The sequence below is a fragment of the Mesorhizobium sp. WSM4871 genome (assembly GCF_055811295.1).
Genome location: NZ_JBVVPU010000001.1, coordinates 168,437 through 188,218, shown reverse-complemented (window position 1 = coordinate 188,218; position 19,782 = coordinate 168,437). Strand labels below are relative to the sequence as shown.

At 62.3% G+C, this 19,782-nt stretch carries 20 protein-coding genes; 9 read left to right on the top strand and 11 right to left on the bottom strand.

Translation table 11 applies throughout. The features are described 5' to 3' along the window. The first annotated feature begins 90 nt into the window (after window positions 1-90). Together AC0L2H_RS00990 and AC0L2H_RS00985 are read left to right on the top strand one after the other, a co-directional pair. Complete coding sequence (locus AC0L2H_RS00990) at window positions 91-357, top strand: PepSY domain-containing protein (protein ID WP_473588442.1); 267 nt, start codon at window positions 91-93, stop codon at window positions 355-357. A gap of 5 nt (window positions 358-362) precedes the next feature. After that, window positions 363-923 carry a cytochrome b/b6 domain-containing protein gene (locus AC0L2H_RS00985; RefSeq protein WP_473588441.1) on the top strand — a complete coding sequence of 187 codons (561 nt, stop codon included), beginning with the start codon at window positions 363-365 and terminating at the stop codon, window positions 921-923. Window positions 924-1,253: 330 nt separating this feature from the next. Here AC0L2H_RS00985 and AC0L2H_RS00980 read toward each other — a convergent pair whose 3' ends face one another. The 9 genes from AC0L2H_RS00980 to AC0L2H_RS00940 all read right to left on the bottom strand — a co-directional run bounded on the left by AC0L2H_RS00980 (window position 1,254) and on the right by AC0L2H_RS00940 (window position 12,482). After that, complete coding sequence (locus AC0L2H_RS00980; protein ID WP_473588440.1) at window positions 1,254-2,933, bottom strand: formate--tetrahydrofolate ligase; 1,680 nt, start codon at window positions 2,931-2,933, stop codon at window positions 1,254-1,256. A gap of 319 nt (window positions 2,934-3,252) precedes the next feature. Beyond that, window positions 3,253-4,377, bottom strand: a complete 1,125-nt coding sequence (locus AC0L2H_RS00975; protein WP_473588439.1) for a DUF2333 family protein — start codon at window positions 4,375-4,377, stop codon at window positions 3,253-3,255. A 35-nt stretch (window positions 4,378-4,412) separates the two neighbouring features. After that, complete coding sequence (locus tag AC0L2H_RS00970; RefSeq protein ID WP_473588438.1) at window positions 4,413-5,711, bottom strand: DUF6638 family protein; 1,299 nt, start codon at window positions 5,709-5,711, stop codon at window positions 4,413-4,415. A gap of 45 nt (window positions 5,712-5,756) precedes the next feature. Next, window positions 5,757-7,667 carry an AAA family ATPase gene (locus AC0L2H_RS00965; protein ID WP_473588437.1) on the bottom strand — a complete coding sequence of 637 codons (1,911 nt, stop codon included), beginning with the start codon at window positions 7,665-7,667 and terminating at the stop codon, window positions 5,757-5,759. A gap of 24 nt (window positions 7,668-7,691) precedes the next feature. Next, window positions 7,692-8,837: a hypothetical protein gene (locus AC0L2H_RS00960; protein WP_473588436.1), complete on the bottom strand. Its 1,146-nt coding sequence runs from the start codon at window positions 8,835-8,837 to the stop codon at window positions 7,692-7,694. Between the two features lie 35 nt (window positions 8,838-8,872). Next, a complete protein-coding gene (locus tag AC0L2H_RS00955; RefSeq protein WP_473588435.1) occupies window positions 8,873-9,961 on the bottom strand; it encodes a hypothetical protein in 1,089 nt (362 codons plus the stop codon). Between the two features lie 165 nt (window positions 9,962-10,126). Then, a complete protein-coding gene (locus AC0L2H_RS00950; protein ID WP_473588434.1) occupies window positions 10,127-10,516 on the bottom strand; it encodes a c-type cytochrome in 390 nt (129 codons plus the stop codon). 89 nt (window positions 10,517-10,605) lie between these two features. Beyond that, complete coding sequence (locus tag AC0L2H_RS00945) at window positions 10,606-11,808, bottom strand: glycosyltransferase (RefSeq protein ID WP_473588433.1); 1,203 nt, start codon at window positions 11,806-11,808, stop codon at window positions 10,606-10,608. A 62-nt stretch (window positions 11,809-11,870) separates the two neighbouring features. After that, complete coding sequence (locus tag AC0L2H_RS00940; RefSeq protein WP_473588432.1) at window positions 11,871-12,482, bottom strand: thymidine kinase; 612 nt, start codon at window positions 12,480-12,482, stop codon at window positions 11,871-11,873. A gap of 246 nt (window positions 12,483-12,728) precedes the next feature. On the opposite strand from AC0L2H_RS00940, the gene AC0L2H_RS00935 reads away from it, so the two are divergent. From AC0L2H_RS00935 to choV, 3 genes are all read left to right on the top strand, one after another. Continuing rightward, complete coding sequence (locus AC0L2H_RS00935) at window positions 12,729-13,664, top strand: choline ABC transporter substrate-binding protein (RefSeq protein ID WP_473588431.1); 936 nt, start codon at window positions 12,729-12,731, stop codon at window positions 13,662-13,664. Window positions 13,665-13,788: 124 nt separating this feature from the next. Next, on the top strand, window positions 13,789-14,643 hold the full coding sequence (gene choW / locus AC0L2H_RS00930; protein WP_473588430.1) for a choline ABC transporter permease subunit: 855 nt from the start codon (window positions 13,789-13,791) through the stop codon (window positions 14,641-14,643). Beyond that, complete coding sequence (choV, locus tag AC0L2H_RS00925) at window positions 14,640-15,821, top strand: choline ABC transporter ATP-binding protein (RefSeq protein ID WP_473588429.1); 1,182 nt, start codon at window positions 14,640-14,642, stop codon at window positions 15,819-15,821. Before choW ends, choV begins: the two co-directional genes overlap by 4 nt. Before the next feature lie 17 nt (window positions 15,822-15,838). On the opposite strand, the gene AC0L2H_RS00920 is transcribed toward choV, so the two are convergent. Together AC0L2H_RS00920 and AC0L2H_RS00915 are read right to left on the bottom strand one after the other, a co-directional pair. After that, window positions 15,839-17,248: an ATP-binding protein gene (locus AC0L2H_RS00920; protein WP_473588428.1), complete on the bottom strand. Its 1,410-nt coding sequence runs from the start codon at window positions 17,246-17,248 to the stop codon at window positions 15,839-15,841. Then, on the bottom strand, window positions 17,245-17,961 hold the full coding sequence (locus tag AC0L2H_RS00915; protein ID WP_473588427.1) for a response regulator: 717 nt from the start codon (window positions 17,959-17,961) through the stop codon (window positions 17,245-17,247). The genes AC0L2H_RS00920 and AC0L2H_RS00915 overlap by 4 nt, the downstream gene beginning before the upstream one ends. 237 nt (window positions 17,962-18,198) lie before the next feature. Between AC0L2H_RS00915 and AC0L2H_RS00910 the strand changes: the two genes are divergently transcribed. From AC0L2H_RS00910 to clpS, 4 genes are all read left to right on the top strand, one after another. Next, a complete protein-coding gene (locus AC0L2H_RS00910) occupies window positions 18,199-18,528 on the top strand; it encodes a hypothetical protein (RefSeq protein WP_473588426.1) in 330 nt (109 codons plus the stop codon). A 38-nt stretch (window positions 18,529-18,566) separates the two neighbouring features. Next, complete coding sequence (locus AC0L2H_RS00905; RefSeq protein WP_473588425.1) at window positions 18,567-18,791, top strand: hypothetical protein; 225 nt, start codon at window positions 18,567-18,569, stop codon at window positions 18,789-18,791. 171 nt (window positions 18,792-18,962) lie between these two features. Next, window positions 18,963-19,322: a hypothetical protein gene (locus AC0L2H_RS00900; protein ID WP_473588424.1), complete on the top strand. Its 360-nt coding sequence runs from the start codon at window positions 18,963-18,965 to the stop codon at window positions 19,320-19,322. A gap of 147 nt (window positions 19,323-19,469) precedes the next feature. Beyond that, the gene (clpS, locus tag AC0L2H_RS00895) at window positions 19,470-19,775 is read left to right on the top strand and encodes an ATP-dependent Clp protease adapter ClpS (RefSeq protein ID WP_008877717.1); all 306 of its coding nucleotides are present in this window, start codon (window positions 19,470-19,472) and stop codon (window positions 19,773-19,775) included. Window positions 19,776-19,782 lie beyond the last annotated feature (7 nt).

The following is a 19,782-nucleotide window of genomic DNA, read 5'->3' as shown; positions in this document are numbered from 1 at the left end:
GGCATTTGGGCGGCGTGAGCCGCGTTCAGGCTGCTGTCAGGTTTCCCGGTCAGGGTCAGAGGCATCGGAATTGGCCGATGGAGAAGCGACATGAAGACTTTGATCCTGACCGCATTGGTCCTGGCCGTTGTCGGCCCGGCCTTCGCCGACGACACATGCAATGTGCCAACCGACCAGTGGCAGCCGCGCGAAGCGCTGCAAAAGAAGCTTGAAAGTCAGGGCTGGAAGGTTCGCAGCATCAAGACGGAAAACGGCTGCTACGAAGCCAAGGCGCTCGACGCCAACGGCAAGAGGCTGGAGGCCGTGTTCAATCCCAAGACGCTCGGATCGGTCGGCGCCGATTCCGACGACGGCTGATCATCATGAACGCCACCGTTTCGACACGAGAAACCTCGGTCAAGGTCTGGAGCCCGTACATCCGCCTCTTTCACTGGTCGTTGGCCCTGTGCGTTGCGGTGGCATGGCTGTCCTCCGGGGAAATCATGAAAGTGCATGAGCTGGCCGGCTACTGTGCGGGAGGCCTGATCGCCTCGCGACTGATCGCCGGATTGGCCGGATCGAAATATGCACGCTTCCGGCAGTTCGTGCGCAGCCCTGGCGCCGTCACCAAGTATCTTGCCGACGTGATGCGCAATCGCGAGAGACGCTATCTCGGCCACAACCCCGCTGGTGGCGCCATGGTGCTGGCGTTGCTGCTTTGCGTGGCGGCAATTGCGCTTACCGGTTGGATGCAGACCACTGACGCCTGGTGGGGCGTGGAGTGGCTGGAGGATGTACACGAGATACTGGGCAACAGCCTGTTGGTGCTCGTCGGACTCCACGTTGGAGGCGTAGTGCTGGCGGGTCTGCGCCATCATGAGAACCTTGTCCGCGCGATGGTCAATGGCCGCAAGCGCGCGCCATCAGCGGACGATGTGACCTGATCACCTCGAACATCAAGGGCGTCGCATCGTTGCGGCGCCCTTGCCCTCTGACCTCATTTGCACCGACAGACCTATGCCGACAGGAAGTGGGGCTGCCCGAAGCCCGTCTCAAAGGCGACAGCATCCATCGGCTGCGCCGTCGATTCGTGGGAAGATCCTGAACCGGAATGGGCGCCGGGTGATACGGCGCCCTTAGAGCCGGATGATTTCAGGTCAAGTCGACCTGAAGTCTGAATCTGATTCTAAATCAAAGAGATAGAGCATGATGTCGTCCGAAAACCGCTTCACACTTTTCGGCATCATGCTCTAGCAGTCTGTGGTTTGGATGCTTTAGAACAGACCCTCGATCTGGCCCGCTTCATTGAGGAAGATCTTTTCCGAGGACGGCGCCTTGGGCAGGCCGGGCATGGTCATGACCTCGCCGCAGATGATGACGACGAAGCCGGCGCCTGCCGACAGCCTGACCTCGCGCACCGGCACGGTATGGCCGGTAGGCGCGCCGCGCAGGTTCGGGTCGGTCGAGAAGGAGTACTGGGTCTTGGCCATGCAGACCGGCAGGTTGCCGTAGCCGGCCTCTTCCCAGGCCCTGAGCTGGTCGCGCACCGATTTGTCGGCGATCGCTTCGGAACCGCGATAGATGCGCTGGACGATCGTGTTGATCTTCTCGAACAGCGGCATGGCGTCGGGATAGAGCGGCGCAAACTGCGACGCGCCGGATTCGGCCAGCGCGACCACCTTGTTGGCGAGGTCCTCGATGCCAGCCGAGCCCTTGGCCCAATGCTTGCACAGAATCGCTTCTTCGCCCATCGAGGCGACGTAGTCCTTCATCGCCTGGATCTCGGCGTCGGTGTCGGAATAGAAATGGTTGATGGCGACCACCGCCGGCACGCCGAACTGCCTGATGTTCTCGATGTGGCGGCCGAGATTGGCGCAGCCCTTCTTCACCGCCTCGACGTTCTCCTTGCCGAGGTCTTCCTTCTTGACGCCGCCATTCATCTTCATGGCGCGCACGGTGGCGACGATGACTGCCGCTGCCGGCTTGAGGCCGGCCTTGCGGCACTTGATGTCGAAGAACTTTTCGGCGCCGAGATCGGCGCCGAAGCCGGCCTCGGTAACGACGTAGTCGGCGAGTTTCAGCGCCGTCGTGGTGGCGACGACCGAGTTGCAGCCATGGGCGATGTTGGCGAAGGGGCCGCCATGGACGAAGGCCGGGTTGTTCTCCAGCGTCTGCACGAGGTTGGGCTGCATGGCGTCCTTGAGCAGCACGGCCATGGCGCCGTCAGCCTTGAGGTCGCGGGCATAGACCGGCGACTTGTCGCGGCGATAGGCGACTATGATGTCGCCGAGGCGCTTCTCCAGGTCCTTCAGGTCGGTGGCGAGGCACAGGATCGCCATGACTTCGGAAGCGACGGTGATGTCGAAGCCGCCTTCACGTGGAAAACCGTTGGCGACGCCGCCGAGCGAACAGATGATCTCGCGCAGCGCCCGGTCGTTCATGTCCATGACGCGGCGCCAGACGACGCGGCGGGTGTCGATGCCGAGCTCGTTGCCCCAGTAGATGTGGTTGTCGATCAACGCCGACAGAAGATTGTGCGCGGTGGTGATGGCGTGGAAATCGCCGGTGAAGTGGAGGTTCATGTCCTCCATCGGCACGACCTGGGCATAGCCGCCGCCGGCCGCACCACCCTTGACGCCGAAATTCGGCCCGAGCGAGGCTTCGCGGATGCAGACGATGGCTTTTTTGCCGATGCGGTTCAAACCGTCGCCGAGGCCCACCGTCGTCGTCGTCTTGCCTTCGCCGGCGGGCGTCGGATTGATGGCGGTGACGAGGATCAGCTTGCCGTCCTTGTTGCCCTTCACCGACTTGATGAATTCGGCGGAGATCTTGGCCTTGTCGTGGCCATAGGGCAGCAGGTGTTCGGTCGGGATGCCGATCTTCTGGCCGATCTCCTGGATCTGCTTCTTCTTGGCGGCGCGCGCGATCTCGATGTCGGACTTCACTTCGGCCATGACGGCTTTCCTCTGGATTGGACGGTGGAGGGGACGGGTTCGATCACTGATGGATGTTCGAAACGGCCCGCAGGCGCGTGGGGGCTTGTTCTAACCCTGTCGCTGCCGCGGCGTCAACTTCCATGCAACTATATTTCCTATGAAGAAAGTGCTTCCACTCTCGGGCCGACCTTTATGTCGGGTCTTAGCGCCCGATTGTCGCGCCGTATAGAAGCCAGAGGACGCGCCGTCCTGCCGTCTCAAAACAGCCGCACAATGCACGGAATGCGACAGAGGCGACGGCGCAAATTCGCCATCGCCGTCGCCATGGGCAAACGTGCTACTGCGCGAGCACGTTGCTGATCTCGACCATATTGGAACGCACCCGCAGGATGTAAAACCCCATCGTCGTCAGATGTGTCGGCAACAGCCAGCCGTCCTCGCGGCCATTGGCGATGATGAAGGGTTGGATCTTCAGCGCCGAGACGAACTGGGCGTCCATAGTGTCCCACAGATTCTGCAGGTGCTTTTCCTTGATCACGTCCTCGAAGTCGGCCTGGGCGCCCTTCATCAGGCCGTAATAGGCATAAAGCTGGCCATACGCGAACCAGTAGCGGTCGTCGGCGCGGAAGTCGAACCAGCCATTGTTGTGGTTTTCGGCGCGCTCCTTGAGGATGGCCGAGGTCGAGCCGATGTCGCTGGCGATGCGGTCGATATACTGCTTCAGATTGTCGGCGCGGGCATCGAACGTTGCCTGGCAGGTCGCCAGCCGGGCATTGAAGGCGCGCAGTTTGCGCACCGCATCGCGATAATAGCTCGGCGTCGGTGTCTTGGGGCCGAACGGACTGATGCCGAAATACCAGGTCTCTTCATCGAACTGCAGATTGCCGCGCGCCTCCTGCAGGTCGGCGTCGATCTGCGATGTGGTGCGGACGCGGCCGAGATTGTCGGCAAGCTCGGTCGCCGTGCGCCGGACCGCCTGGTTGATGCCACGCTGGAACGAAGCCTTGTTGTCCATCCACGGCGTGTGATCCCAGTCGATGCCGAACAGGCCGAGCTTGTAAAGGATCATCGACGAGACCCAGGCATTCTGGTTGACGTTAAAGTCGGTCAGATCGGCCGCCACCTGGGCTATACCCGAGTTTCCGCAGGTTCTGGCGGTGTCGGTGCCGGCGCCGGCCGTCGTCTGCTCGCCGGCCGAGATGTTGCGCTTCTCGAACGTATAGGTGTTGGGGTAGCTCGGGTTGAAATTGTTCCACCACTGGGTGGCGTAGAAGAAGTTGGCATAGAGGCCGATTAGCACCGCCAGGGCCAGGCCGAGCACCGCCTTCAGGATCCAGCCGCGCTGCGTGTACCAGCGTCCGGCCCATAGGAACGGCCACAGGATCACACCGATGACGACACCGATGCCGCGGCCGATCCACTGGAAAATCCAGGTGAAGAAGTTCACGATCGGGTCAAGCATAGCGATGTCACCCCTCAGTCTGTCAAACGTTCAATTCAATCAGTCAGGCCGTAGAGGCGTGTGCGAAACGCCACCTTGTCTTTCAGATATGTGGTTTTCAAAACGTCCACAACATGCGATCGCCAGGCGTCGGTGTAGCCGTCGAAGTCCTTGTAGAAGCCCGGCTTGTTGAAGACGTAGCGCGAAACGAAGTCCTGCGGCACGAAGTCGGAGATCAGCTGGTTGGTCAGCCAGGCGTCGGGATGGTCGGGCTTGGCCCGGACCACCAGGAAACGCTGCTGCGGGAACACGTCCTCGATCTTGAGGTGGCCGAGATGGGCGATTTCGCGCTTGGCGGCGTTGAGGAAGGGAAAATTGCCGTCCTTGGTGATCAGATCGGTGTGGCCGTGGATCCATGTCTGCAGCCAGACCTTGTCGACGTCGCTCAGGTTGCGGTCGGGCTCGGTATCGCGGATCAGCGCCCGCACCACCATTTCTGCGCGATGTTCGAGATAGCCCGAGGTTTCGATCCATGAGGCGCGGGGCAGTTCGATGCGGCCGGTCGCGGCAAGGAATTTGAACACCTTGTCGGCATCGTTGATTGAGAGATAGCTCACTTGCCATGGCCGCGAGCGGCGGAAACCGGGTGCGGCTGGGTCGCTGATGACAGTGGTCATGTCCGGATCGACGAACACATAGAGCCCGCCGAAATGGCTGGTCCAGTAGGCGTTGTGGCGGAAGATCACCTGGTCGGGCACCAGCGCGTTCTCGCGGATGTCGCCGCAGATCTTGGCCAGCTCGACCATGCGGGTGAGCATGGCATCGTCGCGCCAGGCCTCCGGCTCCTGTTTCAGCCGGTCGACGAGCTTGCCGAGTTCGGCCGCCTTGCCCAGCACGTCCTCGGCCGACAGCACCTTGAACTCGACCTGGTTGATCGACAGCAGATCCTCGATGTCGTTGACCTTGGGGACCGAGTCCTCGATCTCGCCATAGATGACATCCTTGATGGTCAGCGCGTCGATGGCGCGCTGGTTCTTCGACATGAACTCGAACATCAGTTGCGAGGTGTTGGAAAAGGCGGTGTGCACCACCGGCAGGTCGATCTGCGACGGCGTCAGGATGATGAAGCGGCGGTTGACCTCATTGGGGTCGAGATAGCCATAGTCGCCGCATTCCTCGGCCACTTCAGGCGAAAAGCCGGTGCGGTCGATGTCGAAGCTCTTGAGCCTGGTCGGCTTCAGGCCGAAGGCAGCAAGCGCCTTGTTGTAGCGCTGGATGAGGTGCGGCTCGTCGATCGTCAGCAGCCGGCCATAGATCAACTCGTTGTCGCGCAAAAGGTCGGGTTTCTTGCTCACTATTCCTTCTCCCCGTTCACGGGGAGAAGGGGGCGCTGGCGCAAATTACGCATTCCAGCTTCCCTTCTTCTTCATCTCCTCGATTTCGCGCAGCGCGCGGTCGCGCAGACGGGTGTCGCGAATCATCTTGGTCACCGCGGCATCGTCGGACTTGTCGGAGTAGCGGAACTCGCTATCGGCGTAGCGGTTGATCTCCTGCATGACCATGTCCATTGAGAACGGCCCGCGCAGTTCCTCGATCATCGCTTTCTTATCGTCATAGCCCTTGTGCATGAAGGCTTCCGGCTTCTCGAACCACTCGTCCGGCAGTTCGATGTCCATGGCGCGCATCTTGATCGCATCGGTGACGTTCTTGATGGCGCGGCCGGTGAAACGCGGCTCGGCGTCCTTGATCATGTGCAGATAGGTGCCGATATCGGCCATCGACTTCGGCGCGCCATTTTCCTTCATGTAGCGCTCATAGACCTTCATCAGCCCGTCTTCCCTGGGCTTCTCGTGCTCCTCATAGGCTTCCATCACGGCGCGCTGGATTTCCTGGGCGGCATAGAGCTTGTGGTCGCCGAGCGGGATCTTGTGGTTCTTGCCGGCGAGCAGGACGAAGATGTCGATGTAGTCGTCGCGGCTCTGCGGCCCGTCGACCAGCCAGCGGGCGCCGGCGCGCTGGCGCAGCGCATCGTCGACGTTTTCGGGATAGTTGGAAAACATGCCGAAGGAACAGTTGCCGCGCACGACCGTCGACGCACCGGCAAAGGCGTCCATCAGGACACCGGTGATTTCCTGCTGGCCGGCCGAGGCGCGGTCGTCGGATCGGCGCGCCGCCACCTGGTCGATGTCGTCGATGGTGCCGAAGCCGATGACGCGCGGGTTCAGCACGTTGTTGATGAACTGGCGGCAATTCTGACCCGACTTGCCCTGGTAGGAGGAGATCTGGTCGACGCCGAAATTCTCGTAGGCGAAGGGATAGCCGGCGACCTGGCAGTAGCCGCTGACGAGGCCGGCGATCATCTGGATCAGCGTCGTCTTGCCGGTGCCGGGCGCGCCGTCGCCGATGAAGGTGAAGAGGAAGCCGCCAAGCTCGACGAACGGGTTCAGCTCGCGCTCGAAATCATAGGCCATCAGCATCTTGGCGAGCTTGACCGACTGGTATTTGGCGATGTGGTTGCCCACGACCTCTTCCGGTTTCTTGAAGGTCATCACCAGCGGTTTCGAACGCTTGCCGGGCGCCACGTCGAAGCCGTCGAGGGTGAAGTCGTCGATGTCGATGCGGATATGGGCGTTTTCGAACGGGCCGATGCCGTCGAAACGGCTCTTTCGCGCCAAAAGGCCGTCGATGGCGACGCGGGCAAAGGCACGCGCGCGCGTCATCAGATCGGCGTCGTCCTTGGCGCCCGCAATCGCTCTGTCGAGGCCGGCCAGGATCGACTTCACCGCATCCTGCGGCGTGTCGAACAGGAAGTCCGGCTCGGATGTATCGTTGGGCGCTTCGCCGTCGCTGTCGATGAGCTGGAACAGATAGGAAGCGAGGCTGAAGGCGGCAATATAGGCCGAGGCCGACAGAAGTCTCTTGAAAGTGGCGGCTTCGTCGCCTTCGAGCGGGGCGCGGGCGTTTTTCGCCTGCAGACTTTCGAGGTCGGAACCTTCGGCGAAGACGTCCGATATGGCCAGCGCTATGGCAGCGCCGCGCCGGGCGCGAAACAAAAGCGTATGCTGCGCGATGCTCAGCAACTGGTCGTCGGGGTGGACGGCGGCGACGGTCTTGGTGAGTTCGACCTCGCGCGTGCGCCGTACCGAGCCGACCGAGACGGTCGAGACGAAGCGGCGGTTGGTGCCGGCCAGCGCGGTGCCGGATTCGCGCGACGGATCCTCCAGCACGACGATGCGGGTGATGAAGCTCTGCGCGGTGGCGCGGTGCTTTTCGATTGCCGCTTCCGAAATCGTGGTCAGGCCGGTGTCCATGAAGGATGCTCCGCGGTTCGACGGTCAGACGTCGCTGATGACCTGTCCCTTCGACAGGATGTGGACCTTGTAGCCGGAAAAGATCTTCTGCGCCTCGCCGGCGGCGTAGAGCGCCTGATAGGCCTCGTGCGGGATCAGCGCATGGTTCTCGTAGCTCGACACGCCCTGGCGTGCGGCCTCCAGATCGTCGGTGTTGATGAAGAATTCCTGCGTCGTCTTCTCGCTCGAAAACAGGCCCTTGCGACCGGGTTTCTCGGCTTTCGAATAGACTTCCTGGATGGTCCAGGTAAGCAGCCAGGCGTTTTCCGGCTTGCGCACCTTGGCCAGCACCTCGGTGACCGTCGAATTGTTGTCGGTGATCCCCGCCGAATAGAAGGGGCCGAGCACGACACGGCGCAGCTGCTTGGGGTGGAGCGGTTCGAAATCCTTGTCGAGATTGACGGCGATTGTCGCCGGCGACAGCGTATAGGCCGAGTTCTTTTCGGTGAAGTCGTCGAAGCGATGGGCAAGCTCGGGGTTGAGCAGGCCGTCGACCGGCAGTGGGATGTCCACCTTGTCGTTGAGCTTGCCGGTGTCGTCGACGAGTTGGCGGATCATCGTCTCGGAGGAATCCTCGACCGTCACCATGTAGACCAGCGGCAGGTTGGCGCTGCCGTCGAAGGCAGCCCAATGGACGAGATAATAGGGCCGCCCCGTTTTCGGATTGACCGAGACCTTGGCTGTCTGCGCCAATGTAAACGGGCCGAAGGTGGTCTCGCTCTTCACGTCCTCAAGATAGAGCCGTTCCGCCATCGACTTCTGCAGCGCTGCGGGGAATTCCTTGTGGCGCAGGATGAAGTCGGCCATTTCCTCGCGCAACTCGCCGGCCAGCGGGATGTTGGCAAGCCGCGCATCGGCCTGGCGACGGTCATTCTCCAGCTCGAGCAGGTTCTGGAAGACCGGAAAGCCGCTTTCGGCACGCGAAATGCGGAACGTGTCCATGAAACCCAGCCGGTTGCGCCAGCAGGAAAAGGACTTGTCGAGCCGCGCAATGTATTCGGCGACGATCCTGGCGACGATGCCGTGCCGGTAGAGCGGCGAGCGGTCGTCGCGCATGAACACTTCGAGGCCGCTGAGCGCCGCCGTGATCGCCGAGAAATAGCGCGCCGCGGCTTCGTTTTCGGGGGTCATGCAGCCAGCCTTAGAGTGCGATCCGCGTGCAGCAATTACGACTGCACGTAGTTGGCCGAATTGTGCTTCTTCATCACGTCGTCGAAGCGGCGGGCGAAGGCATCGTCGGCGAGCTTCTTGCGGCGCTGGATGTCGGCGGTCGCCACCATATTCTTCTCGTGCATTTCGAGGAGATCGCCAATGTGCTTCTGCGAGGCAGCCCCGATGCCGGCCATGGTTTCTTCGGCGGTGTTGTCGACCTGGCTGCCCAGCGTGTTGATCTTGTGCGCGACGTCCTGCTGGGCGGCGGTCTTCAGCGAATCTTCCAGCGCCTTGTAGAGCACGATGCGCTGCTCGGTATCGATGGTCAGCTTGTTGATCAGCGTCGACTGCGCCGCGATCTGGTTGTTGAGCGAATCGACGAAGGTCTGGAACATCGAGGTATAGCGTTCCAGCGTCTGGCTCTCGGCCAGCAGCTCCTGCTCCTTGGCCTGCTTCTCATTGTATTCCGTAGCCATTTTCGAGCGCTCGCCTTCAAGCTGCGTGCGCTCCTTCTGACTGGTCGAGGCGGCGATCTTGTTCTCGATATCGAGCAGCATCGGGTTCAATTCCTCGATGCGCTTCTGGACGGCCTCGAGATTGGACATGGTGGTCTTGCGGCGCTCGATCACCTGCGCGAGGCTGGCCTCGGAGGTCTTGTAGCGCTGGTCGAGAACGTCCTTCTGCGCCTTGAGGATGCCAACGATGGTGTCGGATTTCGCCAACAGCTCCTGCAGATTGCCGGCCAGCGACATGTTGCGGACACGGTCGGTGCGCATGCGCTGCTTGCTCTGGCTGGAAAAGATGCCGATGAAGTTCTCCCAGCCGGTGTAGTTCTTCATGCTCTCGAATTCAGCGCCGAAGACGTTGGTGGCGTCCTCCAGCCCGATGATCAGGTCGGCGATGTTGCCTTCCATCACCTTCTGCTGCTTCAGCACATCCTCGATGCGGGCATTCTCGATGTCGAAATCGGCGTCGCCGATCTTCTTGTCGGCCTTGGCGAGCGTGTCGAGCACGGTGCCGGATTGCTCGATCTTGGTGCGCATGTCCTGCACGACCTGCTTGGTCTTGGCAATTTCGGCATCGAAATTCTGCAATGTCGCCATGGAGGCCTCCCGCTTCGGCATCAGTTTCGTGTCGCAACCCGCCGCGAATATATGTGCGGCATGGGGGGAAGGGAAGGCGCAAGAGACAAGACGTCAGGAAATTCAAAGTAGTGGGCCGGCGATTGCTTGATCGTCAAAGGCGACCATCGCGTGTCTCAGGACGGATCAGGGCTTGGGATCGGCCTTGAGATAGGCAATGACATTGGCGATATCGTCGTCGCTGGTCAGGCCGGTGAAGCCCATCTTGTTGCCGGGGACCTTTTGCCGTGGCGCGCGCAGATATTCGGCAAGGTTCGCCTCGTCCCAGACCATGCCGGCGGCGCCCGCATCCTTCATCGCCTGCGAATAGCGGCTGAGGAAGCTCTGCGCCGTGCCGGCGGTGCGGCCGACGACGCCCATCAGATGCGGGCCGACCTTGTCGCGGTCGGTCGCTGCCTCGTGGCAGGCCAGGCACCGGTTGAAGACCTTCTTGCCGAGTGCGGCGTCGCCGCCGGCATGCGCGGCAAGAATGCCGGCAAGGAGAAAGACACCGGCGGACGAAATGGCTCGAAACATCGCTGATCCCGACAAGTTCTGGCTGAAGACCTAGTTAGGCCGAGGCCCTTAACAAACGCCGCATGATGGCGGGATTGCGGTAGACAGGCTCAACCCGGTAGACCTTTGACGGCCTGCTGGATCGTCTGTTCGATCGCGGCCAGTGAATGCCTGTCGCGTACGAAGGCCCGGCCGGCGTCGGCCATCGCGGCGGCCCGTTGCGGCTCCGCGGCGAGTGCCGTGATCTTCGCGGCCAGCTCGCCGGTGTCGCGGCCGGACAGGAAGTGCGTGCCGGCTTCGAGCCCGAGCCCCTCGACAGCCTTTTCCGTTGCGCAGACGACCAGTCCCGCGGCCATCGCTTCCAGCACCTTGATGCGGGTTCCACCGCCGAACCTGAGCGGCATCGGCGCATAACCGGCACGGCCAAGCAGATCCGGCACCTGCGGCGGGTTTTCGATGAGATGCAGCCCGTGCGTTGCGCAGACATGGCGCACGATATCGCGCGCATTCCTGCCGGCTACGATGATCGACCATGGCTGACCGGATGCCGCCAGGCGCGGCGCCATCTCGCGGCCGATCTGCTTGACCGCGTCGATGTTGGGGAAATAGCCGAGATGGCCGATGAAGCAGAGGCGGAGCTCTTCGTAGCGCCGGGTGGCAATCGGCAGGGAGAGCACTGTTTCGTCGGGGATGGGATTGGCGATCACCTTGATGTCGATCATCTTGTTGCCCGGCGGCTTGCCGCTGCCGGCCGGTCCCAGCGCCAGCAGCGTCGCCCGGTCCGCTTCCGAGCAGACCCAGACCTGGTCGGCAGTGCTTGCGGCCAAGATATCCGCTTCGCGTGCCTGGACGATCTTGCGGCGGTGCTGGCGAAAGCGCCACCAGCGCTGCCACAGGTACAGCGATCCGATGCGTTCCGCCACCGTGCGCGAATCGACATTGTGCAGATCGATGACGGTCTGTCCGCCGTGCTCATGCGCCAGCGCCAGCAATTGCGAAAGCGCGATGTCTTCGATCACCACGAGGTCGGGCGCGAACGCTTTCCAGATCGAGGCTGCTTCGGTCAGTTCATCGGCCGGGACTATATGCACGGTCGGGTGCGGGCTGCGTCTGTGCCAGGGGCCGCGGCCACGGGCCGCCTCGATGATCCGGTGCCGGATATTTGGCGGCGTCGCGGGCGCCGGCGCGCCGGTGAAGCTCACGGTCAGGACCTCGCCCAGTGTTGCCAGCGCCCGCGCATTGGCGGCGTTCCGGATCTCGCCGCCGGAGACCGGCGGAAACGGACAATCGACCGTGAATTGCAGAATTTTCATGCCGCCCCCGCACGCATCGTAATCGGAGACGAATGAAACCGGAATAGGTAGCGGTCAGGCTTTCAGCCCTTGGTGAAACCGATGAAGTCGCCGGGCGCGGCGCGGCCCATTTCCTCTTCCCAATGGCGGCGGCAGAGCGAGACATAGACGTCCTTGCCGATCGCCACCTGTTCGCCCTGCCTTGCCACCTTGCCGTCCGGGCCGAGGCGCACCACCATCGTTGCCTTGCGGCCGCAGCGGCAGATGGTGCGCACCTCGCGCAATTCGTCCGCGATGGCGAGCAGCGCGCTCGAACCGGAAAACAGCCTGCCCTGGAAATCGGTGCGCAGGCCGTAGCACATGACCGGGATGTTCAACCGGTCGGTGATGCGGGCTAGCTGCCACACCTGCTCCTCCTCAAGGAATTGCGCCTCGTCGACGAAGACGCAATGCACCCTCGTATGGTCATTATGCTCGGCGACGCGAGCGAACAGATCGTCGCCATCGCGGAACATCTCGGCTTCGGTCTCCAGGCCGATGCGCGACGAGATCAGCCCGGTATCGCCCTTGCGGTAATGGCCGGCGACGAACAGCATCGTCTTCATGCCGCGCTCACGGTAATTGTACGAGGCCTGCAGGAGCATCGTCGTCTTGCCGGCATTCATCGTCGCATAGTGGAAGTAAAGCTTGGCCATGCCGCCCTTTTAAGCCGACTTGTCCTGGCGCGGGGAGGGGGCGTCCCTGCATTCCACCGGAAAAGAGCAATCCATCGGAGAAACCCTGCCTAAAATGCGGCAAGCGTGTCGCTGATCGGCCAGCCAGCGCCGTTGATCGTGATTGTCTTAGTGCTTGAAACTGCACCAGAATGGTGTTTGGCTGATAAAACAAAGGTGGGCGCAAGAAATCCGCTTTGTCAAAGAATCGAAATGGGAGAAATAAACATGTCGCGCATGAATTCCTTCGTCGCCGGTCTTGGCCTGGCGGCTTTCCTGTCCACCAGTGCCGCTTTCGCCAGCGATCCGGAAAGCTGCAAGGCGGTACGTCTTTCCGATGTCGGCTGGACCGACATCCAGGCGACGACCGGCGTCGCCTCGGTGCTGCTCACCGCGCTCGGCTACGAGCCGCAGGTGATTCAGCTTTCGGTGCCGGTGACCTATGCGTCGCTGAAGAACAAGGACCTTGACGTCTTCCTCGGCAACTGGATGCCGTCGATGACCAACGACATCAAGGACTACACCGCCGACGGCTCGGTCGAGACCGTCAGCGAAAACCTCAGCGGCGCCGGTTACGGCATCGTCGTGCCGACCTATGTGGCGGATGCCGGCGTCAAGACGCTGACCGACCTCGGCAAGTTCAAGGACAAGTTCGACGGCAAGATCTACGGCATCGAGGCCGGCAATGACGGCAACCGGATCATCCTCGACATGATCAAGAACCCGGCCGACAATCTCGAAGGCTTTGAACTGGTCGAATCCTCGGAGGCCGGCATGCTCACCCAGGCCGAGCAGTCGATGAAGAACAATGAATGGATCGCCTTCCTCGGCTGGACGCCGCATCCGGTGATGGGCGCCATGAAGATAACCTACCTCGACGGCATGGGCGACAGCGGCTTCGGCGCCGCCACCGTCAGCACCAATGTGCGCAAGGGCTACATGACCGAATGCCCGAATGCCGGCAAGTTCATCGCCAATTTGAAGTTCAACCTGGACATGGAAGGCGAGATGATGGACGCCATCCTCAAGGGTGGCGACGCCAACACGGTCGCGACCGACTGGTTGAAGAAAAACCCGGACGCGGTCACCCCCTGGATTGCCGGCGTGACCACTTTCGATGGCGGCGATGCGGCTGCGGCCGTGAAGACCGCGCTCGGAAGCTGAGCCGACTCTGCATCCGGCATGACCGGATCAAGAAGGGCAGCCGCTGTAGAAAAGGCTGCCCTTTTTCATAGCCTGTGACAAGATGACCGTCCGGCAAGGGCGGCACTCGGCGAAGAGGGGCGAGATGGATCCGATTTCCAAATTCCTGGTCAGTTACAAGATCCCCATAGGAGCCTGGGGAAAGGCCTTCTTCGGTTTCCTTACCGACAATTTCAACACCGTCTTCAGGGCTTTTTCGAACAGCCTCAACGTCCTGCTCGACGGCATCGTCGACGGGCTACTGCTGCTGCCGCCTGTCCTGCTCATCGCTCTGATCGCTATGCTAGCCTATTTCCTGCAGCGCTCGAAGGGCCTGGCGCTCGCCGTCTTCCTCGGCCTGCTGTTCATCCTCAACCAGAACCTCTGGAAACAGACGGTGGAGACGCTGGTGCTGGTGGTTGCCGCCGCCGCCGCCTCGATGGCCATCGGCGTGCCGCTCGGCATCTGGGCCGCGCACAAGCCGAAGGTCTACCGCTTCATGCTGCCGGTGCTCGACCTGATGCAGACGCTGCCGACCTTCGTCTACCTGATCCCGGTGCTGACCCTGTTCGGGCTCGGCAACGCGCCCGGCCTCATCGTCACCATCATCTTCGTCATCCCGACCTCGGTCCGGCTCACCCATCTCGGCGTCACTTCGGTGCCGAAATCGATCGTCGAGGCCGGTGAGGCCTTCGGTGCCACCAAAAGACAGCTGCTGTGGAAGGTCGAACTGCCTTCTGCGCTGCCCACCATCATGGCGGGGCTCACGCAGTCGATCATGCTGTCGCTGTCGATGGTGGTGTTCGCCGCCCTGATCGGCGCGGGCGGCCTCGGCACCGAAATCAACCGGGCGCTCGGCTCGCGCAGGATCGACCTCGGGCTCGAGGCCGGCCTGGCCATCGTCGTGCTCGCCATCGTGCTCGACCGGATGACCCGTATTGGCGTTGGAGGCAAGAAATGACCGTCGCCGTCGATTTCAGGAATGTCGATATCGTCTTCGGCGCCGACCAGGCCGGGTCGCTGGCGCTCATCGACAGCGGCGCCACCCGCGCCGAGATCCTCGAAAAGACCGGCAATGTGCTGGGTTGCGCAGGCGCCAGCCTCACCGTGCATGAGGGCGAGATCTCCGTGCTCATGGGCCTGTCCGGCTCGGGCAAGTCGACGCTGCTCAGGGCCGTCAACCGGCTGAACGTGGTTTCGCGCGGCCAGGTTCTGGTCAAGGACGGCGACGGCACGGTCGATGTCGTCACCTGCGACGAGGCGACGTTGAGAAGACTGCGGCAAAAGCAGGTGGCGATGGTCTTCCAGCAGTTCGGCCTTTTGCCGTGGCGCACGGTGGAGGAGAATGTCGGGCTCGGTCTCGAACTCGCCGGCATGCCGGAAGCCGAGCGCAAGGAGCGCGTGCAGCGCCAGCTTAAGCTGGTCAATCTCGATCAGTGGGCGAAGAAATACGCCCATGAGCTTTCCGGCGGCATGCAGCAGCGTGTCGGGCTGGCGCGCGCCTTTGCCACCGAAGCGCCGATCCTGTTGATGGACGAGCCGTTCTCGGCGCTCGATCCGCTGATCCGCACCAAGCTGCAGGACGAATTGCTGCAGCTTCAGGCCGAGCTGAAGAAGACCATCATCTTCGTCAGCCACGACCTCGAGGAGGCGCTGAAGATCGGCAGCCACATCACCATCATGGAGGGCGGGCGCATCGTGCAGACCGGCGCGCCGGAAGACATCGTGCTCAGGCCCGCCAACGATTATGTGCGCGACTTCATCGCCAATGTGAATCCGCTCTCCGTCCTGACGGCGTGGAACGTAATGCGCGACCGCCGCGACCTCGAACACGGCAAGGATGGCTGGGTGTGGCTCGACCGGCGCAAGACGACGCGCTTCAAGATCGACGAGCACGGGCTGGTGGCGGCGGCAGAACGCGACGGCAAGCCGGCGGTGTGGGTCTCCTGCGCCGATGTCGAGGGCCAGCCGGAAGAGGCCGCCCAGGTGTTCTGGGCCAACCCCGGCACCTCGCTGAAGACGGTGATGCTGGCCATGCACCGCTCGCAGACGGCGCCGGTGGCGCTGTTCGACGACCAGTCGCGCTTCGTCGGCGCCATCGGCATCAGGGACGTGCTGAGCGCGGTTTTGCGCAGGTAGTATTCCACCAGTTCGGCCTACGCCGCCAGCGGCAATCTCAGCTCGGTCAGCAGGCCGCCGCCAGGATGATTGGACAGGCTGACCTCGCCGCCGGCGGCGCGGGCGATGTTGCGGGCGATGGTCAGGCCGAGGCCAAGGCCGCCCGTCTGGCGGTTGCGCGACTGTTCCAGGCGCACGAACGAGCCGAACACGGCGTCGAGCTCGGCCTGCGGTATGCCTGGCCCCTCGTCGCGGATCGCCAGCGTGATGATCTTGCCTGATTGTTGCAGGCTGAGATGCGCCTTCTTGCCGTAAGTGACGGCGTTCTGGACGAGATTGGTGACGCAGCGCCGCAGCGCGACCGGGCGCGCGATGCAGATCAGGCCGCGCGAGCGCGTGTCCTCATTGTCGAACGAAACCTGCTCGAAGCCGTCGGCGATCGATTCCACCAGCGACCAGAAATCGATCCTCTCACTCTTTTCCTCGGTCACCTCGAAAGTGGCGAAGTCGATGACGGAGCTGGCAATCTCTTCAATGTCGGCAAGGTCGTGCGCCAGCGCCTCGCGCGCGGTCGATTTCCTCAGCAGTTCGAGGCGCAGCCGCATCCTGGTCAGCGGCGTGCGCAAATCATGCGCCAGCGCCGCGGCTAGATGTTCGCGATCCTCGACATAGTCGCGCAGCCTTGCCTGCATGGCATTGACCGCCCTGGCGGCGGTACGGACCTCGCGGCTGCCGGTCTCGGCGATCGGCGGGCTCTTGAGGTCGTAGCCGATCCGCTTCACCGCGGTTTCCATCGTCCGGTAGGGCGCGGTCAGCCGGCGCAGCGACCAGATTGAAGAGATCACCACCAGCCCGGCGATCAGGGCATAGAGAGGCAGGCTGTCGACGCTCAATATCGGGCCGACCGGCGTGTTCGGCTCGGTGAAGTTCAGCCATTGGCCGTCGGCAAAGCGCAGCGAGGCAGTCAGCTTTTCACTCTGGGCGAAATCGGCCGCCAGCACCAGGAGGTCGCGCTCGACCTGGCCGATATCGCGACGCTCGACCTGGCCTCCGGCATCGTCGGCTTCGCGCGTCGCCGGGTCGCGCCGGACCCGTGCATCGGTGACACCGAATTTGGACAGCCGCCCGACCAATATGTCTTCCAGTTCGGCCAGTTCGTCATCGCCGGCGATCGACGAGGTGACGGCGGGCGTGTCCGATACGGTGAGCGCATAGGTTGCGTTGGACAGGCCCGACGCGATGGACTTGCGCTCTTCGGGCGCCGCGTCATGCATCAGCTGGACAAGCGAGAAGGCACGGTCGTTGAGCCGGTAGAGATCGACCACATCATTGGCGGCGGCGCGGTCGCGCGAGACGATGTAGAGGGTCGCGACCTGGCTGATCAGCAGGCCGGCAATGACGATGAGCAGAACCCAGACCGGCAGGGTTTGCGGCAAGATGCGTCTCATTCGGAGGTCGTTTCGGGCAGGAACTGGTAGCCGCCGCTGCGCACCGTCAGGATCAGCTTCGGCGTTTTCGGGTCGTCCTCCATCTTGCGGCGCAGCCGGCTGACCAGAATGTCGACGCTGCGGTCGAAGCTGTAGCCGCTGTCGCCGCCCGACAGTTCGATGAGCTGCTCGCGGCTCAGCACGCGCTGCGCGCTCCTGACGAAAGTCTGCAACAGGTTGAACTCGGCCATCGTCAGCTCGACCCTGACGTCGCCCGGTGCCATCAGCCGGCGGCGCGAACAGTCCATCGTCCAGCCGGCGAAATGATAGATCTGTTTCGAGCTAGGCCGGCGCGGCTCGGCGGCGCCGTTGCGCCTCAGCACGGCGCGGATCCGCGCCAGCAGCTCGCGCGGATCGAAGGGTTTGGGCACATAGTCGTCGGCGCCCATCTCCAACCCGACCACCCGGTCGGTCGTCTCGTTCACCGCGGTCAGCATGATGATGGGTGTCGCATAATTGGCGCGAAGTTCGCGGCAGAGTTCCAGCCCGCTCTTTCCGGGCAGCATGACGTCGAGAACGATAAGGTCCACCTGGGCCCGGCGCAGGATGGTTTCCATCTCGGTGCCGTCGGCGGCGACGGAGGTGTGCAGCCCCCGCTTCTGGAAAAACTCCTGAAGCAGGTCGCGGATGCCCTTGTCGTCGTCGACGATCAGTATGTGTGCGTCGGATTTCACTGGAACCCTGTCGTCATTGCGGCCGAAACCGACGTTTGCCCATCCCACCCTCACGATAGAATTCAGGCCAGATGTTGGCCAGTGGCGATAATGGGGCTTGGGGCGGACTGCCGGAAACAATCCAGAAACAAAATTCTACAGTTCGGAAAAACTCCCGAAAAAAATCAAGGGCATAAGTGGTGCCGTGGCGGTCAGGTTACCGGCTGCGACACGCGTTACGGGATTACGGACAAACCAATGCAAAGGTTCTCGATCAGCCTGATGGGTGCGTTGCTCGGCATTTCGCTCGTCACGGCCGTGGTCGAACAATCCGATGCAAAGGTGGCCGATGCAAAGGTGGCCAATACAAAGGCGGCCATCACCCGCAGCGAGCGTTGCAGCGATCTGAGCCGTCAATTCGACCAAGCCCTCGAAACCCATGCCACGGCAACGCAGGTCGCCGCGGCGAAGGCACTTCAAAGAAAGGGAAACCGGTACTGCGCCAACAAGAAACAGGCACAGGGAATCCGGATGCTCGCAAACGCTTTGAAGCTGCTTGGAGTGACACCGATCGACCCCGTTCAGTGACGCTCAAATTCGATCTGCAACAAAAAGGAAGTGAAGCCATGAAAAAGTCCCTCCTCTCCGCCCTCGGTCTCGCCATCGCGCTCGCCTTCTCGATGCCGGTCCTCGGCACGACCAGCGCCAACGCTGCTGCCACGACCGCGGCTGCGACGACCACGACTGCTACGCCAATGAAGGCAGCCCCGAAGAAGGTCTCTGCCAAGAAGACCGTCAAGAAGGTCAAGAAGCACAAGAAGGTTGCTCCGAAGGCGGCTCCGAAGGCCTGATTTCGGCCGACCATCTTTTGAGAGAGGACCGCTCCAGTTGCAAATTGCCTGGAGCGGTCGTCTTTTTTTGCGAGGAGCCAAGGTCCGAGACGAGCCCCGGCCCTCCGCACCGGTTCATTAGCAACCGTTGATTTTAACCCGATCGCAATGCCGGCCCGGTAGGACATCCGCATGAACAAGCGGCTTTCGTCCATTCTGCGCTCGATGGTCATTGGCGGGCTGGTGGTTACCGCCTTGGCCAAGGTGCTGATCCAGTTGACCGCCAGCCCGGTCCCAGATCCGGCCAGCGGGCGCATTGAGCCGGCTTTGTTCGCGCCAGCGATTTCCACCGATTGGGACTACATCACCGCCTGGCAGACCGTGCTGCTCATCGTGCTCACCAGTACGGTGCTGATCTGCTTTGTCGCGTGGCCGGTCGCTGCCTGGCTGGAACGGCGGACGGATGCGGCCGAGCCCAGAAAAAGCGCCTTGCCCGTCCCGACCGCGCGGCAATTTCCGGTTCGCCGGAGCTTCGGTCGTCAGGGCCGTTGAACCGCGGCTGATAGTTCCCACAAAGCCCACGGACTTGTGAATGGCCGCGCCCCGCCGGGAGGGGCGGTTTGCGTCGTTCAAAATGGACGATCGCTTTCGCCCATGCCAGAGTGACAGCGACGTTCTCGCACGCAACTGCCGGTTCCGATGCCTGAAATCACGACAAAACCCCGAACCAAGACGCAACCGAAGACCGAACGGCCGAAGCTGTACAAGGTCATCCTGGTCAATGACGATTTCACCCCACGCGAATTCGTGGTGACGGTGCTGAAGGGTGAGTTCAAGCTGAGTGAAGACCAGGCGCGGCGGGTGATGATCACCGCGCACCAGCGCGGCGTCTGTGTCGTCGCCGTCTTCACCAGGGATGTCGCCGAGACCAAGGCGGCGCGGGCGACCGATGCCGGCAAGGCCAAGGGTTATCCGCTGATGTTCACGACGGAGCCGGAAGAGTAAGGGAGCG